Genomic DNA, 17022 nt, shown 5'->3' with positions numbered 1-17022 from the left:
TCCCGGGAGGGGGAACGAGCGAAGCGACGACGGACGCGGAACGCGAAAACGGAAGAGCGAAGGGAGGACCCTCTCCCGAAGGGAACAAGTTGGGAGCCGTGGGCGACTATTTTTATTAGAAGAATCAAGGGATTCCGCTTATATACTGAATGTTCTTATACCGACACTGTAACCGACGTTTAATCCGACGTTAATAACGACATTTATAACCATATTTATACCGACACTAGTACCAACTTGAATCATGAAGTAACCACGGCGTTAAATTTCGTCAAAAAAATAGTTTCCTGACCGGATAAAAAGAAGTGCATGTCCGGTTTTTGTCTGTAATTCTTGAACCGGGGTTCCACTTTCACCTGTTTCCATTGGCGCTGCAGGTAGTCTAATCGGGAGGGTTCATCCGTTACCCATACCACTGGGCAATGAAGACCGGTCTCCCGGGGAAGGGGCTCGAAGGTTTCGATATAGTTGCGGTATTTCTCCCGTATCTTCTCCCCCCACTCACTATTGTTGTCAAACTCGATCCAAAACATCTGCCCATTCACCCGGGCTTTGGCGTCTGGATGAACAATTTTCCGCATCTCCTCCCGTTTTTTTCTTTCGTCTTCCTTCCAGGCCTCCCACCGGCCCAGTTCCCACATATAGATCAGATCCTGAGGAGCCTCGATCGTATTCGCCCACTCCAGCCCTTCGATCCGATCCAATCCGACTGCAGCCAAGCGATCGGTCACCTGATAATCCTCCAGCCCTTCAAGATCTCCCGCTTGCAGTAGCCCCCGCTCTATCGCCATATCCATTTGTTCCTTCCGCTTGGCTTCGATTAGACGGAGCAGGATATTGTTCAGACCGGCAAAATGTTCGTCTTGGGTCCCCGTGTGCTCCACATAATCCAACTCTTGCCCCAGATACCCCTGGGCACGATCCCAAGCGACCGGTCCGACGGAATACATCCGGGGGATCCGGTTGTTCCCCCGGCGAGATCGGATCCCAAGGCCGTGGCCCCGTTTGATCCGCTTCCCTACCTGTACCCCTCGTTTTTGGGCGGCATCCTTGTTGATCCGCTCGATGATCTTTTCAATATTACGGGCTGATTTACCGCAAACCTTCGCCAGCTGGTACCGATTCGCTGTCCGCAGCTCATACAAGACCATGATTAGCTTGTCTTTCACGGGCATCGTCGGGTGGTTAATCCAATGGATGACACCCATCGTTCACTCTCCTTTCGGGATGGAAAACGGAGCCGGAGCATCGGATTCCGCTTGGTCCTCCGGTTCAGGTTTCGGGATTTCAAATTGCTCGACGGCCTTTCCCTTCTGGGTCTTTTTCTCCTTCATTTCCCACAGGCTTTCCAAGTACTCGTCGATCTCCCGATCCACCTTTTCTACTGGGGTGCAGTCCCGCTCTTGCAGCGGTCGGGCCAGCTCCTGATCCGCCCATTCAAATGCCTGGTTCTTCTCCCGGTCGATCCGATCCTTGTCTTCTCCGAAGTAAGTCGGCTGACCGTCCTTTCCGAAAATGTACGGCGGATCGGTCCGGATCAGCATAGGGCGCTTTTCCCCTTTGCTGTCTTCCACATAGAGCGCCGCTTCAAAGGCCTTCAACCGCTGGATATCCTGAGGTTCAAAGCTGTTTCCCGCTTTTTCACAGGCGATCTTGGCATGGGCTTTGTCCTCTTGCTTAAATGCAATTTTGGTCCCCACCAGCCCCAAGGCCGCCAACATCAGGGGATCCTCATATTGCCCGTAATACTGGGTGCACATATAAAGCGGAAGCCCAAAATCCCGCAACACTTCAATCATATCGGACAGGATGGGGAGCTGAACCAGGTGAGCCTCATCAATGATCAGGGGATGGTTTTTTTGCTTATATTTCCGTCGCTGGGCCAGCTGCCAATACTGATGGGTAATGTAGTTCATGGTGATTTTAAGTACGTCCGGCGGCAGGTTCTGACAGTTGAACATCACGATGTGGCCCTGGTCGATCCAATCCAGAACCTTGAGACTGTTTTTCTTCTGGCCGAACATGCGGCGGGCGATCTGGTTATCCTTGAGCCGGATCAGCCGGTTCCGCAGTACTTCCGTATCCTTTCCGCCGAATTTCTCCCGACGAATCTCCCGGGCCAAGGCCTTCCGAGTGGTATCCTCGGATCCTTCAAGCTGTTTCAACAAGCGATCACGCAGGGGGCTTTCTTTGTCCAAAAACTCACCCAGCGCCAAAATGGTGTGTGGCCTGTGATCCAACAACAGCGCTTTCAAGCCCAACCGACCATATTTATCAAGGAGAATCGAATCTCCGCTGTAAGCGCTCTTCAGAACGGTCAGCGTATCGTCCACCACTTGATCCAGAGTCTGCCACGGGTGACGGTGCAGCAGATTCAACCCGAAGGCAAATTCCGTGGACGCCAGGTCGATGACATGGATCCGCTGCCGGTCCACTTTCTTTCCGTCCTTTTCCCCCTTCAAAATTCGGGTTTTCAACGTGTTGGCCAGAACTCCCTTGGGGTCAACCCCCGTAAATCCACCTGCTTTCGGATCCTCATACCACTCATCCAACAGTGACTGCATCATCATCAGCAACAAAGCGGATTTCCCGGATCCGATATCTCCAACGATGGATCCCATTTTGCGAATAATGTTTTGCCCGATTCGGATAACCCGGTGCTTATTGATGGGGTGATTGAGGTATCCGATGTTCAGTCCTACCTGATATTCGTCATCCGGCGGCAACTTCTGTCCTTTCACCAGGTGCTGAACCTGATCGTACACATGCTGTTCATCCCGCTCTTCTTGCTCTTTGGTCGGCCCTTGCGGGAGATGCAGCAGGTTTCCGATCTCGGAATGAGTCCATAGCATTTTGGGGAAGATGGGCCAGGGCATCGGATTGGTCTGACGGATCGGATTCAGTTTTTTGGCCAATGACCGCAACCGTTTGGCATAGATGAAGTTATCATGTTCCATGGTTGTATGGACCTGCGACCGCACATCTTCATAGACGGCCTCACTCAGAATGTTTTCCGGGTCCTTCGGCGGCTGGGACCACAGATACAAAGCGACCTGAAAGGCCTTCTCCCGTCCGGTATGTTGCTCAAACAGGGATTTGTACCGGGCTCGATCCATTGGGTCCAGATCGGATCTAGACTTTCCCGGATGGTTCACTTCCAGCTGAAAAATACTTCGGAGCTGGGCCTCCGTTAACCCCAAGTTGGTCAATCCTTTTTTAACACGCTTCTTCAGCTTTCTTTTTCCCTTTTCAGAGCTGTATCTCAAATCCAGCCAAGTCCCGGGTTCCAGATGGGTCAGTACACTTACCAACCCCTGCTGATCCAGAGGAGATAAGGGAAGACCTGCTCTTTCCCCTTGATCATTAAGGGCAAAATAGCCACCGGTTCCTTGATTCCCTGGCAGCGGAAGCTGATCATGGGCTACCGGCAAGCGCTCTGCACTGGGAAAATGATCTCGAAAGCAATGCTTTACGCCGTTTTCTTTGTCCTGAGGATAGCCCATATAAAATTCAATTTCTCCCGTCTCTTGGTTGCAATAGATTAACCAGCGGAACCACTCCCGCCCGCGGAAACACCGTTTATACCAAACCCGGTGCCGTTGATGAAGATCTTTAGTAAACTTGAGGATCTTTTCTGTTTTAATCTGAGTACTCCGGTGCGGGAGGATCCGGTAATAGCGGACTTCCCGCCCGGCCCGCCAGTAATAATAGACCTGGAGGAAAATGAATCCGACGGCTGCCAGCCCGATCAGGGTGGCCAAGGTGATCAGGGCATGGATCGTGATTTCCCCCGCAGTCGTGGCCGGCCCCTTTACCTTTCCCCAAAGAATTCCCCACACCGCAACCGCCTTTTTTGGAAACAAAAAGGCCAACACCACGACAGCCACCGGCCCCCCGAAGATGACCGCCCGGCCCAGCTGGGCCATTTCCCCGTCTCCCTTGGAATCGAACTTGAACAGATTTTTCAGGATATCGTCCAGCATGGAATCCCTCCGCGTCAATCTATTGAAAGTGAATATAGTTACTGACCTGGGACGCCGGCAACGTTCGCCGAGAGTAACTGAATCGCTTGTAATTGTACTCTTCGATGGTGATTTTGGAGCCATCCACCGCGGTCACATAAGCCACGTGGCCATAACCGCTGTGTCCAAAGGCCCCGGCGTTCCATTGTGCCACCGCGCCCACCGCCGGCTTGTTGTTGACCGTGTAGCCCAGGCGCCGGGCGTTGTCGGCCCAATTTTCCGCGTTTCCAAAACGCCCCCCCTTCATAGTGTTGTGAAAGGGGATCCCCGCTTGGTTGAGCCTCCAGGCAACAAAGGAGGTGCATTGCCGAATGTAAAATCCCCATCGATCCGCCCCCGAAGTATTGGCCGTTTTATAAGGGTAGTTATCCGCCCCGCTACCACCGGAGACGAACTGGATCTGTCCATCCTCCTTGACCATCTTGTCATACTGTTTTTGATAGGAAAGGACATTAGGCACATAGGCTTGGGTTTCGGGGAAATTCGGGATGCCGTCACCGCCTGCCTTGAGATCCTTATCCACGTTGCCCATACCAGCGTTGTACGCCGCCAAGGCCAATTTGACATTATTATTGTAACGTTCCAACAAGTACGCCAAGTATTTCGTTCCCGCTTCAATGTTTTGTTGGGGGTCGAAAATATCTTTCGCCCCCATCTCCCGGGCCGTTGCCGGAAGCAACTGCATCAGGCCCGAGGCTTTGGTCCGCGGGTTATAAGCCAGTTTTTGAAATTGACTTTCCTGTCGGATCACCGCTGCAACCAAGCTGGGAGACACTCCATGCCGTTTGGCGGCCGCATTGATGTAATCCGCATATTGCACCGATTCGATCATACCGACATTCGCCGGAGTCGCTGGCGGTTCATAGGCAGCTGGCCCGAAGATGGCGGTAAAAGTTCCTACCATAACGTAAAACAAGCCCCATACTATCAGAATGATCAGGATCCCAATCAGGGCATAGATGGCTGCCTTTGCTAACACGCTTACCACCGCCGGCGCCACCTTAGCTACCACCCCCTGTATCGCCCGTGTGGCCACCCGACGAGCCATTACCTCTGCTTTGGAAGGCTCCATTAGTGATAGATCACCTCCGCCACTTTCCACCCGTCTTTATGGGGAACCAATGTCAGCTGGATCCGTTCCTTATTTTCCTGATCATCATCGATCACCGAATACACAGTACCCAGCCAAATCATTTGGGCCGCGCCTCCTTCCCGGATACTCCGGCTTTGCACGCGGATTTGGGTCACCTTGTCAAAGCGAGACTCGGATGGAATATTGTCGGGAACATCCTTTGCTGCTTTTTTTTCCGTCTGATAGATGTCTTTGCTGACATACGGGCGGATTCGTTCCGCCCGCTCCTTCAGATCCCGATCGTGATAGGTTGTATACTCGCGTACAAAAGCAATGCCCAGTTCTTTCATTGCTTTTTGATCCTGTTGACTGAACCCCGAGTCCTCCTCTTCAGTCGAAGGATCCATCTGTACATCGGAATCCGGTTGGATTTCCGCTGGAGGGGAAGGTTCCCGGTATTCAGGCGGCTTCGGGGCGGACACCGGCGGTGATTCTTCCGGACCGTCGCTCAACCAATTGTGAATCATCAACACACCAGCAATCAGGATCACCCCAAGTCCCAAAAGAGCCTTGGCTGGATGCCATGCTCTTTTGACTCCCTGCTCCCAAAAAGCGGTCAGAAACTCTTCCAAGTTTTCAATAATCGTATCCCGAATGTCCCACCAACGCTCTTTCCATGACTGTTTCATAGGAGAGGGTGCCCTGTTGAGCACCCCATCACCTCGCTTCCTCTTTCGACTTCCGCAGCATCCGCCGATACTCTCTCAGATATGCACGATCCGAAGGCCGGATATAGCGGGGCGGCTGACGGAAGTAACGGGACAAGGATTTTTCGTATTTCATGTACCGCTTGCGATAGTCCTTTTTATAGCGCTCATCCACTTGCTTTTTGGCGGATTGGTACAGCCCCCAATGTTGCCTCCACCGTGGAGACCGCTCCCACACTTCATACTCGGGAGTGTTCTTCGCTGGTCGTTCCGGTGGTGCTGTGCTGCCGTCAAATTTGGAAAGCTCTTCTGCCTGATCGACAAGTTCCTGATCAGACCACTTCCCGATCTCAGCCACCTGATCCGCTTGTTCCGGATTTTCTCCCACCCAACGGGCTCGATCTTTTGGATCGGTAGGGTCATATTCCTTTTCCTTCATTTCACGGTAGGTAGCCGCTGCCTCTTTTGATACTCCGGAATCGATGTGACGGCTTCCGCTTTTCAGCCTGACGCGCTGTTCCGGTTCCTCATCCGGCGCAACGCCGGCACTGGCTTCCATCCGCTGCAACATCGCCTGATTCTCCGCATGGGCATCTCGGATTTGGCGCTGGTTCTGACGATGAACCCGGTGCCGATTCAACCGGCGCAGACCCCGCCATCCTCTTCCGACCATGCCAGTCATCTTTTTCGTACCACCCAGGGCCATCCCCATATCATTGGCACCCACGCCGTCCGGTGCAATCGCTCCTCCCTGCAGGCCAGGAGGGTTGTTCCATTTCCTCCGCAGGGCTTCCGTCGCGGTCCAGAATCCGAGCAACAGGAACACGATTACAATGATCCTTCCGCCTAAACCTAGATTTTGCAAATGAGAGCCCCCAGGTTGAATCAAAATCCAAGTAGCCAGGAAAATAGCCAGGACGATCGCATAAAATACTTTCATCAATAGGGCGGAAAACGTCCGATACAGCCAGTATCCGGCTTCTCCCCACCCAAAACCCGGCCAAAACGCTAACAGAAGATAGATCACACCCAGGATCGCGAAGCCCATCGCAATCCCCGTCCAGTAAAGACACAGGAAACTGAAGAGGACCAGGGCCACCAACGGAATGGCCCCCAACAAGATCGTGACCAATACATCCGTTGCTCGGCCGGCAAATCCAGCCTGAGTAAAAGGTTTCAGGTCTTTGTTTTTAGCGGTTCCATCCTTCCTGATCCATTTATAACTTTCACTCTCCCCCCCGTGCCGCAGGTAGTCCCTCCGTTTCTCATCGCTGTCTCCTTGCTTCATCAGTCCGTTGAAATACTTCTTGCCCACTTTCTTGCTCCCAAAGTTAGCTACCAAGTAAGGTTCATAGACAAGGGATTTCCAAATGGCATCATCCACCGCATGAATCCCGTTGCGTTGCGTCTCTTCTTGCCATTGTGCATTCCTTTTGGCGATTTCCTGTTCAAACTTCTCAGGGTCAGATTCTTTCAATTCTTCCAGACCTTCAACACTAACCGTGTTTGGATTCTCCGCTTTTACCATCTTCACCATCACTTGAGCGCTTATCTCCGTCGCAATCGTGTTGGTGGTTTTCATCCAGCTGGGCAGATTGGCCAGTAAGGAGGGAACCACCGCCAGCAACAGAATCAATCCTGCAATGACCATAATCGACTTCTGCGTTTTCCCATAGCCCCACAGCAGTACCGCCCCGAGTACAGAGATTGAGGCACCCAGAAACCACAGATTATCCCAGATCGTGTCTTTCAGTGATGGGAATAGCCCATTTAGAATGTCAATCAGATCGTTGGTGAGTTCCTTGCTGAACGCCCAATTCACCACTCTGATCGTGAACTCAACGAAAAACACGTAAATGTTCCACAATCCATTCAACAGGATATTGAGAAACAAATAAAACTGGACTTCCATCGTCTCCGCAATCCCATCAGGTTCTTCTTTTGGAACATAGTCAATCTTGTACGCGTCCGGATCATGCTTTTCATAAAAGGGAGATTCGATCTTGTCCCCAGGGAGTAGATCATCGGACGCCCATACATCCCCGTCAGGAACCGTCACGAACAGAAGGAGGAACCCCAGTGTCAGCAGGATTAGCGAACGTCGGCGTTTTTCCATGTCTCAATCCCCCACCGTTGGTACTCCGGTTGTTGTTGAATGGCTTCAAATGACGGTTTGCCGGGATACTTTTTTTCGTGAGTGATAATCCATCCGTTTTGCTTTGGGCTTAAATTGATTTCCACATATGCATGCCCCCCGTAGTGCTCCGGCAAAACCACTACCACTGTCTGATTAACCCCTTCTGTAAAGGATCCAATCCGTACTTCTCCGGGTGGAAATCCTTCTCCCGAATACGCCCCGGGTTCCACCAACTCCGGATCCACCAGCGGACGGACACGATCCGGATTTGGATAGATATAAGCTACCTCTACAAACTTCCTGGCATGCTCTTCCGCCGGGGTCAGTTCGTCAGGAGCCAGGGCCCACCAGAGGCCCCCGACAGCTCCCAACAGCAAGACTACCACCGTTGCCAGGATCCACCCTCGATGACTTTTCATCCGTTCGGTTTCCATATTAAGTCGTCACCTCCTGGATCTTTTCCATCTCCCTGGCTGCGTCTTCCTCTCCTTCCGTCTCCTCCAATTCAGGACGAGTCTTCCAGAACTCCCGCATTTCAGCCTGGGGAATCAGGAATCTCACCAGCCCCACCCGGTTGGCCAAGTCTTTCACATAGGCGTAAGAGTCCTTCCGTTCAATGGCACGGCCCTGGTTGGCTTTCGTACTCTGTTTGGTTCCAAGGTCCAGCAGTGTTTTATAGATCGTTTCATGCCCCAGATCCACTTCCATCGCCCGCATCGCCAGTTCCGTTTCTTCAGAGTCTTTGGTCCCCAGGCAAATGAAGTACCCGGCGTTATTCCGTATGTTTTTGGGGACATCGGAGGGGTTTTGCGAGGCAACCACCGCACCGCAAAATTTCGAGCGACCCAGGCGGATAATTTCGTTTACCTGGTCGGTACCGGTCCGGGTCCGGGTGTAGATTTCAAATTCGTCCAATACTGAGAAACTGAAAATGCCCTGCTCTTTCCCTTCCAACAGAAACTGCCGGTTTAGCACGGAGATTCCGGTCATGATCACCTCACTCAAACGTTGGCTTAGGCGGACCGCCGTCTCCCCTTTTCCCGGTAGCTTCAAGTTGCGGAGCCGGAGAACGATCAGGCCGGTTTTTGGAAGCCGGATCCTGTTCTCCTCTTGGGTTTCTCCGAAAATCAGGCGTCCCAGCGGCAACTGTTGGGCCCGACTTAACATTTGAGCCATCTCCCGGGCTTCTTCCCGCATACCTTCGCTTCCCAGTTCATCGATCACCCGGGCCATGCTGGGGTTTCCTTTACTAATCGCCCGCTCGATCGCAGACATGATATCGTTCTGAAGCCCGAACACCCGCTGTTCCCGATCCAGGCCCAGGGAGTGTTCAATGTAGTCCAGCGCAACTTCCTTGGCCTCTTGCACATCCAACCCCAGGTGGAAGGGGCACAGGAGACCGGATTCTTTTCTCCCGTCCAGGTCTACCAGCTGCACATGGTCTTTTAACGTCGGATGGTTGGACCAGCGCTCGTGATCGCCTTTCAGGTCCGGGATGATCCCCCGGGCCGGCACGGTCATCATCGTATCCTCTACGATCTGATAAATCAGCGTTGTTTTTCCGGATCCCGTCCGACCGGTCAAAACAACGTGGGAGGATTGATCATTCTGAGCCCCCCAAGCCAGATGGAACCGGAAGACCGATCCGTTGCTGGTGAGGAACCCTTTGGGCGGTCCGGTAGGGTCCCCTACCACATCCAGGGCTCCCGGCATCACGATCGCCGCCGTCCGGTCCGGCAGTTGCGGGATCTTGTATCCCACAGGAGACCAATACGGACCGGGGAGCCAGCTGTCGTAATACTCCCCCTGATCCGCCGACGGTCGGTGGGCGGTTACACCCTTGCTATCGAGATGATCCATCAGGGTTTTACATTGCTCATTCAAATCATCGGGAGATTCCGCCGTCACTTGGAATACCATCCGCAGCTGATTCATTGGGCTTTTCTTCCGAGCGATCTCTGTTTCCATCAGTTCGGCGTCTAACTCTCCATCGTCGTCCATCAGCGACGGGTCATCTACCTGGCTGATGTGCTTTCGGTTGGCCTTTGCCGCTTTCTTTTTCCAGCCGGCCGTCGTCCGGGCTTGCCGGTATCCCTTCTGGGTCCACTGGACCAGGCCCTGAATGTTGCATCCCAGCGCGGGAATATCATGCATCAAGTCAAAGCCGGGGGCCCAGATTTTGTTTGGAATCAAGGCAACCGTCACATAGCTGACATACTGGACACCCTCAGGGGCATCGATCCGGACCCATTTCCCCTCGTCTTCAATGGCGTTGGGTAGCAAAAAGGTTTTGTCTTTCCGCTCCCAGGGAAAGAGGGTCGTCAACGCTTCTCCGATCCGCGGCATCGGCAGGCTCTGATAGCTGTGCTGTCGGTAGAAATCCGCGATTTCTACCGCTTCCAGTGGCTCCACACCGCCCATTTGGTGAACCTGGTTCGCAAACGCTCGCTGATACCCCATGAACACTCCATCATTTTGGAGGACGGGAGAAGAGGTCTTCCCGATCAACCGCTCCAGGAAATCTTTTTTCAGCGGTAACCACCGGGTCAGGTTGGACAAAAATTGCTCCTGCTGCCCCAGCTCCAGGGCGAAAATAAACTCATAGCGGGACTGAGCCTGTTCTCTCCGAATCATCCGCAGCCAGGCGTCATTTGATTTCTTCAAGGCATCCCGATGGTGGCGGGGAGCCCGGGCCACGATCCGGTCCAGCTCCACCTCCCAATTCTGCTCCTTACGCACCAGCCACATATACCCCACAGAACCCGGGAACACGCCCTTACGGAAAAAGTTAGTGGCCTCCTGATAACGAGATTCTTTCTCCTGATCCGACAGTGAACTATAGGTATAGGCATCTTTTCGGCCCCAGGCGAAAGGAATCCCATTGATCATGGTTATATTCCCCCGCATTTCATCCGGCAGGTAGATCATGCTCTTCCTCCTTTCAGTTCCGATGGATATAGGTCATGTGCGGATATTGCTTTCGCATCCCTTTGAGGGACACCGCCCGGTTGACAACCCGGCGCCGCGGCCTCAGGCGACGACGAACTTGTCGATAGGCTTGTTGAAACAAGTTAATCCCCTCCGGCTCGTAATAGCTGATAAACGATGCGGTCCCAAGGGGAATAATCACATATTTGATAAGTGGGTTCCCGTAAGGAACCCACTTGAACATCACGACTTCCAACAAAATGCCAGCGACCAAAGCCGTTGTTGTTGCTGGGAAGGGAAGGGGAATTGGAATCCCCTCCAAGTGGCGAAACAGCCGTTTTACTTTGAGAACCTCGGTATAGGTGTCTAATTCGCGCATATCAACCCAACCCTATCGCTTTCTTTAAACCGTCCCCTAGGTCTTCCAAAAGCTCCATCGATTCTTGCCCGTTGGTGAACATCATAATGATCAGCGCAAAGAGTAAAGCTCCGACAAAGGCTTGGGCCGCTCCCTTGGACAAAGCCGCCAAGGCCTTGAAGACCAATATCACCAGCGCGATCGCCCCACCCACTCCCACAATGGCAAAAGCCAAATTTTTTACAACCTCAAAAGGATCAACCATTCCCTTGCCCTCCTTTTTTGTGACGTTTCGCCGCAGTCCGATACACTGCCAACACAACTATCAAACCAACTGCAACATATGGGATCACTTCATATAGAAAACTGTGATCTTCAAACCATCATAGGAACCTGCATTCCCTACTCCATCCCCGTGATGTACCACTGATTGTCCTCCGCCTTTTTCATCATCAGTCGATACTCAAAGGAAAGGGTCTGACCATAGGCGTCTTGCACTGTCACAACGGCTTTCACCTTCAATGGAGTTTCGGAGAGACCTTCGACTGTAACTCCCTCGTATTGTCCGTGAAGTTTTTCCAACGCATTGGTAGTCTGTAAATCATCTGTTTTGCTGTAGCGAGAAATGGCTTCGGTTTTCCCCGCCAACCAAGCGCTGAAGAATCCATCCACCACCGCCTCCACTTCTTTCAATTCTGGTACCGTTGTGGTTTCCGGATCCGGCCGCTCCTTTTGCTTCTCCCCTGGGACCAGTGCGGGCAACCCTTCCACCGCCCAAGTGCCTGTTTTGACCACCGGAACCTTCAGATAGATATCCCGGCCATCCTGCATCACCACATTGAAGGTGATCATGGCCCTCTTGCCTTCCTCTTTCTTTATCCACTTTGCTTTCCACGGATCAATGGAGTTGGCTTGAACAGTCTCTTTTTTGCTGGACTCCACAGTGATCAACAGATTCGGTTTTTGCTTCAGCCTCTCGACCAATCCTGAGGTCGAATACTTCTCCAAACGCTCGATTTTTTCTGCTGTAGATTCCTCGCTGCTCGCGTACAACCAGTGAATCAGGAACTTACGCACCGTGGTTTTGGCTGCCTCTGGGACTTCCTGAACCACAGGAGCTGCCTCCCTCTGCTGGGACTCGGTTTGGGTCTCTTTGAACATCAGAACACTTTGACGGGTAGCAAAAAGAATGATCCCCAGCCACAAGATGGTGTATCCGACCGTTTTCATTACGGCCTTCAATCGGTAGCGGTCCATATCCAACCTCCTATCCGGACCGAAGATGAAAAAATGGGATAGATAATCTATCCCAAAAAGGGGCGGGAGATGGGCACCCCTGTCAATGTGTTTCAATTTGAGATAATTTCGATTCAATGACGTATCGTTGGGGTGCATAGCCGGAATAAACTGCTTCAACCGGCCAGCATGTGTAGGTGATCAATCGGGCTTCCCTCGTATTGTTGCTCGCCACCACCGGATCGTCCGCGTCGGCCACCCACTTCTTCGTCACCTTGAAGGTGAAAGTATAGTCATCCGTTTTCACCTGGATCGTGTCTCCGATGCGGATCTTTTTCGCGTGACGAAAAGCCGTTTCCCGGTGGCCAGCAAGAACTGAGTTATCCGGTTCTCCGGGCAAAACCGAAGTTTGGTGATGACCTACTCCGCGTTCCAGTTGCCGATCTCCGGTTCCCTCCCAGATTGGAATTTTCGCTCCGATCCGGGGGATGAGGAGAATTCCGCTCTCTTCCCCTACGCGGGGACGCTTCTTCCACACGAAGACGGACTCCTCTTGCTCCTCTTCCTGAAACGGTTGAACCGGAGTTGCCGGTTCCGGAAGCGGGGTTGCGTGGATAGCCTGCTGTTGGGCCTCCGCCCGTTGGACTTCGGTCCACAACTGAAAACCGACCACAAGGGTAGCAACAAATCCGGCCAGAAAACCGAGGAATCCCAGGGCCGTCAAGACGTATTTCTTTACCGGAACCGGGTAGTTTAGGTAGTACGGCTTTTCCATTCCGAGATTCCTTTTTAGGCGGTCTCCCTACGGAAGACGGCCGGTGCGAAGCGGAGCAGCAGAATTCCGAGAGTAAGGGTCGCCCCGATCAGGGAGATCAATAGACTTACCTGATCAGCACCGACAGCCGTTTTTACCATCTTGTCGTCCTTTGTCTGGGGAGCCTCTTCATTGGTTCCTGCCGTTTTTTCCGTTGAATCGGCGGTATTCACATCGTCTTTTCCACCCTGGTCCCCGTCCGTTCCGCCAGCATCCGCGATCATGATGCCATCCTGTTGACTCCGATCACCGGAAGGCATTGCAACCGATTGTTCTTCCTTTTCCGGCTTTGGATCCTGCCTTTGAGGTTCTGACTTGGGCTTTGGCACGGGAGACGAACCCGAATCGTTGGGTGTCGGCTTCTCCGGTTTCGGTTCTGGATTGGTAGGTTTCTCTTCCGGCTTTGAATCCGGCCTTTGAGGTTCCGGTTCGGGTGCTGCCGGAGTTGGAGTGGTCTCCCAATCGTTGGGATTCCCCACCGAGGGATCCGGATTTTCCGGTTGCGCCGGCCTTTCTTGTGGGGGATCCACCCTTTCCGGCTTTTGAGCCGGCGGAGTTTCCACTTCAGGAGGCTGCATTTCGTTCCCAATGTTCGGAACCAGATTTGGAGCCGCCTTCACGACGGGGGCATACAGGGTCATAGGAATAGTAAGCGACAAAGCACAGATCGTCACCAAGTTCTTTTTTTTCATGGACATCCTCCTTGGAGGGATGCCCATCTCCCAGTTAGATGAGATGGATTCTGTGTAAATGCAACGAAACCCTTTTAAATTCACGATTTTTCGATAAATACAACCAAGGAATTACTTCATTTTCTCTCACTCCTAACCCTGAAGATTAGGGAACTTACGTTCCCATCATACAGAATGAACCTAACCGTTTCAACGGATTCAAAAAAATATCCAGTTGTCAAGGTGCAAGTATTTCCAACCGCTAATTCCAGTATAGTTGACGACAGGTAAACTGTAAACCCATTTTCTGAATTAAAATAATTTTTAATCTTCCGTCTACTTTTTCCGTTTTTCAAACAGCCGCTGCCATTCACTTAAGGGCGCCACCCATTCCCCTTTTTCGTTTTTTCTAGGCCAATCTGCCCCTTTGGCCGCCTCTTCTCTAGCTGCCTTCCACGCCCCCTGCCGTGTTATCCCCCGTCGCTTTGCGATATCTGTTGCTGAAATCAAGTCCTGGCTGACTGCCTGCACCAATAGATCCCCCAATCTGCCAGGGCCTCCTATTTCCCATTCTTTCTGAAGCAATTCAAGGAACTCTTTTGGAGTACTCTCATCAAAATAAAGGGTAACTACGGTTTCTTGACCTGGCGTAAACTTCATATGCGTCACTCCTGTTCGTCCTATGTATCCCTCCCATTGTAACCGCTGCTTTTGGACAATATAAAAAACCGCCCCAATCCGGGACGGCTACCATGTAACTCAGCTTGCGTTCAGTTCCTTCTTCAATTCGCGAAGTGTTTTCCGGGCATCCCACTCCGTGCAACCCGTGAGACGCTTCAACCGGGGTCTTCCCGGAAGTTCCCCCTCCCTCTCCAGAATCCGGACGGCGACATCTTCGGGGTCGGCTCCCTTCATCGCCTCCAGCTCCTCCCGGCTGAAGTGCTCCAGATCCTCTTTTGTGAACTTCTCCTCTTTCTCCACCTTCTCCACCTTGGAGGTCTCCTGTTTCTGATTCTCCAGGTTGGAGGATTCTCCAGTCTCCAGATTCTCCACGCTGGAGGATTCTCCAGCCTCCAGTTTCGGAGTCTCCAATTTTTCCTCCAGCTCTCCAATCTGCTCTCCAGTCTCCACCTCCAGATCCTCCAAACTGGAAGTCTCCATTTCTCCAGTTGCAAATTCCTCCAGTTTGGAAGTCTCCAGATTCTCCAGATCTCCAGACTCCGGTTTCTCCAACTCTCCAGCCTCCAGCTTTTGATCCTCCAGCTTCTGATCCTCCAGTTTTTCTCCCTCCAGCGTGGAAACCTTGAGCGACGTGGGTTTCGCCCGATTCTCCACCCTCGGTGGGAGGTTCTCTAATTTCCAACTGGTGATAGATTCAGTCAACTTTTGCCGGGAGGTCTCCAGCTCTCCAGTCTCCAGACTCTCCTGATTCTCCAGTTTCTTTTCCTCCAGTCTGGAGGTCTCCAACTTGGAGGTCTCCAGATTTTCGGCTGGAGGATTCTCCAGGTCTCCAGTCTCCCGGTTTTCAGTTGGAGGATTCTCCAGATCTCCACTCTCCAGATTCTCCAGAGGAGATTCCTCGAACTTTTCCTCCTCCCGGTTGCTGGAGATTTTCTGACTCTCCAATTCCATCTTCCTCTGGTTGGACAAGTAGATTTCGAGGGCTTTCGTTACATCTCCAATCGATAGCTGATTTCTCTGGATGAGCTCCATCATCTTGCTCTCATCCTCTGTTTCATCCATGTAGCGATAAGCGATCAGCCCTTCGGAGATGATCAACAGAATGGGCGTAGCACCTCCAATAACCGTTCCTCCCCAACCGTCGGCCATACCCGAAATATTGGACCAAAAGACAAAAAGGATGCCCATCGTGAAGCCCGAAATAGAAAATACAAAACCGAAGTTTTTAAAGCTGGGTGTCTTCCCCTTCATCAACATTTTAGTCAGGGTAGCGGTCGCCGAGATGAAAACCACCTCAAACATCAGCACCCCGATATATTCCAAACCGTCTGTTGCCCCCCAGGCGCGCAATAACTCGATAGAGTGGGTGATACTAAAAACGATCGATCCAACGAGGACAATACCCGTGGATGCATCGATCAGCAGTTCGGCAATAAAAGCTAGCAATCGCTGAATCGTTCTATAGATTCCCTCCAACAGGTTCAACGTGAGGGGGACAAAATCACCCAGAAAGTAACCGATCCCATACAGAAAACGTACGATAAAATTAGGCATTCGTTTATGTTTCGGATAATAGCCATCTTGATAACGGTTTCTTGCTTTCTGCTGCCATTCGTGGTACCATTCCATCGTTTCAATCAACTCCTTTATGGTGTTGACGCCTTGGACGATCTCGCCATCGTCCAAGGCTTTTTATTTTTTCATTGTCATTACTTGTCGGGCCATCTTTTTCATTTATTTATCTTCCTTTTTCCTGGTATTCTTCTGAATGAATTTTTGAAGCTGCTCCTCAGTGATACGCCAAACTCTACCGATTTTCACCGCTTCCATTTCGCCGTTTGCAAGGTATTTGTACACTGTCCGTTCCGTGACTTGCAAACGTTTTGCCACTTGCGCTGGAGTCATAATATCTGACATTTTTTTAATCACCCCTTAGTTTGATATATTCATTATATTTCTTTTCATTCCCTTTGTAAAGCGTTTATTTCATGTTATTTCTTATATAAATCAAAAAAACACATTTAATTCATTCCATAGACAAAATAAAAACGCCGGTAACCGGCGATGATAAAGGATCATTCATCTTCATATCCATTCAAAGGTAACCCGTAATACATTCGTAAAGCGGTATTGAAAATGCGTTTCACCTCTCCTCTTTCACCTCCTGACTCAGCATCAATCAGTCGAACCAATTCCATCTCTATAGCAACGTTTTTTTTCTTGAATCGTTGATCGTAGGTCATTTTTCTTTTTCTCTTCCGCTGTTCACTTAACTTCTTAGCCATTTGAGCAATGTCAATTTCGGTAGCCTTCGGGGTACCGGGATCAGTACCACCATCGGTACCGGTAGCCTTCGGGGTACCGGGATCAGTACCACCATCGGTACCGGTAGCCTT

General features: G+C 51.6%; 16 protein-coding genes. All 16 read right to left on the bottom strand.

The window, feature by feature from the left end; genetic code table 11:
- Positions 1-242: 242 nt before the first annotated feature.
- Positions 243-1208: a hypothetical protein gene (locus IEV46_RS16840; RefSeq protein ID WP_188433681.1), complete on the bottom strand. Its 966-nt coding sequence runs from the start codon at positions 1206-1208 to the stop codon at positions 243-245.
- A gap of 3 nt (positions 1209-1211) precedes the next feature.
- Complete coding sequence (locus tag IEV46_RS16835) at positions 1212-3983, bottom strand: type IV secretory system conjugative DNA transfer family protein (protein WP_188433680.1); 2772 nt, start codon at positions 3981-3983, stop codon at positions 1212-1214.
- 19 nt (positions 3984-4002) lie between these two features.
- On the bottom strand, positions 4003-5094 hold the full coding sequence (locus IEV46_RS16830) for a transglycosylase SLT domain-containing protein (RefSeq protein ID WP_188433679.1): 1092 nt from the start codon (positions 5092-5094) through the stop codon (positions 4003-4005).
- Entirely contained in the window at positions 5094-5783 is a 690-nt protein-coding gene (locus IEV46_RS16825) for a hypothetical protein (RefSeq protein WP_188433678.1), read from the bottom strand. The genes IEV46_RS16830 and IEV46_RS16825 overlap by 1 nt, the downstream gene beginning before the upstream one ends.
- A 28-nt stretch (positions 5784-5811) precedes the next feature.
- Positions 5812-7917, bottom strand: coding sequence for a hypothetical protein (locus IEV46_RS16820; protein ID WP_188433677.1), 2106 nt, complete (start codon positions 7915-7917; stop codon positions 5812-5814).
- Entirely contained in the window at positions 7893-8372 is a 480-nt protein-coding gene (locus tag IEV46_RS16815; RefSeq protein WP_188433676.1) for a hypothetical protein, read from the bottom strand. Before IEV46_RS16815 ends, IEV46_RS16820 begins: the two co-directional genes overlap by 25 nt.
- 1 nt (position 8373) lies before the next feature.
- The gene (locus IEV46_RS16810) at positions 8374-10866 is read right to left on the bottom strand and encodes an ATP-binding protein (protein WP_188433675.1); all 2493 of its coding nucleotides are present in this window, start codon (positions 10864-10866) and stop codon (positions 8374-8376) included.
- Positions 10867-10879: 13 nt separating this feature from the next.
- Positions 10880-11245 carry a hypothetical protein gene (locus IEV46_RS16805; protein ID WP_188433674.1) on the bottom strand — a complete coding sequence of 122 codons (366 nt, stop codon included), beginning with the start codon at positions 11243-11245 and terminating at the stop codon, positions 10880-10882.
- Between the two features lies 1 nt (position 11246).
- Positions 11247-11489, bottom strand: a complete 243-nt coding sequence (locus tag IEV46_RS16800; protein ID WP_188433673.1) for a hypothetical protein — start codon at positions 11487-11489, stop codon at positions 11247-11249.
- 137 nt (positions 11490-11626) lie between these two features.
- Positions 11627-12481 carry a conjugal transfer protein gene (locus IEV46_RS16795; RefSeq protein ID WP_188433672.1) on the bottom strand — a complete coding sequence of 285 codons (855 nt, stop codon included), beginning with the start codon at positions 12479-12481 and terminating at the stop codon, positions 11627-11629.
- Between the two features lie 82 nt (positions 12482-12563).
- Positions 12564-13235: a class D sortase, LPxTATN-specific gene (gene srtD / locus IEV46_RS16790; RefSeq protein ID WP_188433671.1), complete on the bottom strand. Its 672-nt coding sequence runs from the start codon at positions 13233-13235 to the stop codon at positions 12564-12566.
- A 14-nt stretch (positions 13236-13249) separates the two neighbouring features.
- Positions 13250-13966: a hypothetical protein gene (locus IEV46_RS16785; protein WP_188433670.1), complete on the bottom strand. Its 717-nt coding sequence runs from the start codon at positions 13964-13966 to the stop codon at positions 13250-13252.
- A 315-nt stretch (positions 13967-14281) separates the two neighbouring features.
- Entirely contained in the window at positions 14282-14491 is a 210-nt protein-coding gene (locus IEV46_RS16780; RefSeq protein ID WP_188433669.1) for a hypothetical protein, read from the bottom strand.
- Between the two features lie 213 nt (positions 14492-14704).
- Positions 14705-16255, bottom strand: coding sequence for a hypothetical protein (locus tag IEV46_RS16775; RefSeq protein WP_188433668.1), 1551 nt, complete (start codon positions 16253-16255; stop codon positions 14705-14707).
- A 105-nt stretch (positions 16256-16360) separates the two neighbouring features.
- On the bottom strand, positions 16361-16543 hold the full coding sequence (locus IEV46_RS16770; RefSeq protein ID WP_188433667.1) for a helix-turn-helix domain-containing protein: 183 nt from the start codon (positions 16541-16543) through the stop codon (positions 16361-16363).
- 158 nt (positions 16544-16701) lie between these two features.
- A partial coding sequence (locus tag IEV46_RS16765) for a hypothetical protein (RefSeq protein WP_188433666.1) occupies positions 16702-17022 on the bottom strand: 321 nt, incomplete at its 5' end.

Origin of the sequence: Kroppenstedtia guangzhouensis (assembly GCF_014637345.1) — a bacterium.
In the GTDB taxonomy this organism is placed as follows: Bacteria; Bacillota; Bacilli; order Thermoactinomycetales; family DSM-45169; genus Kroppenstedtia; species Kroppenstedtia guangzhouensis.
Note: the sequence above shows the minus strand (reverse complement) of the source record. Positions and strands in the feature narration are given on the sequence as shown.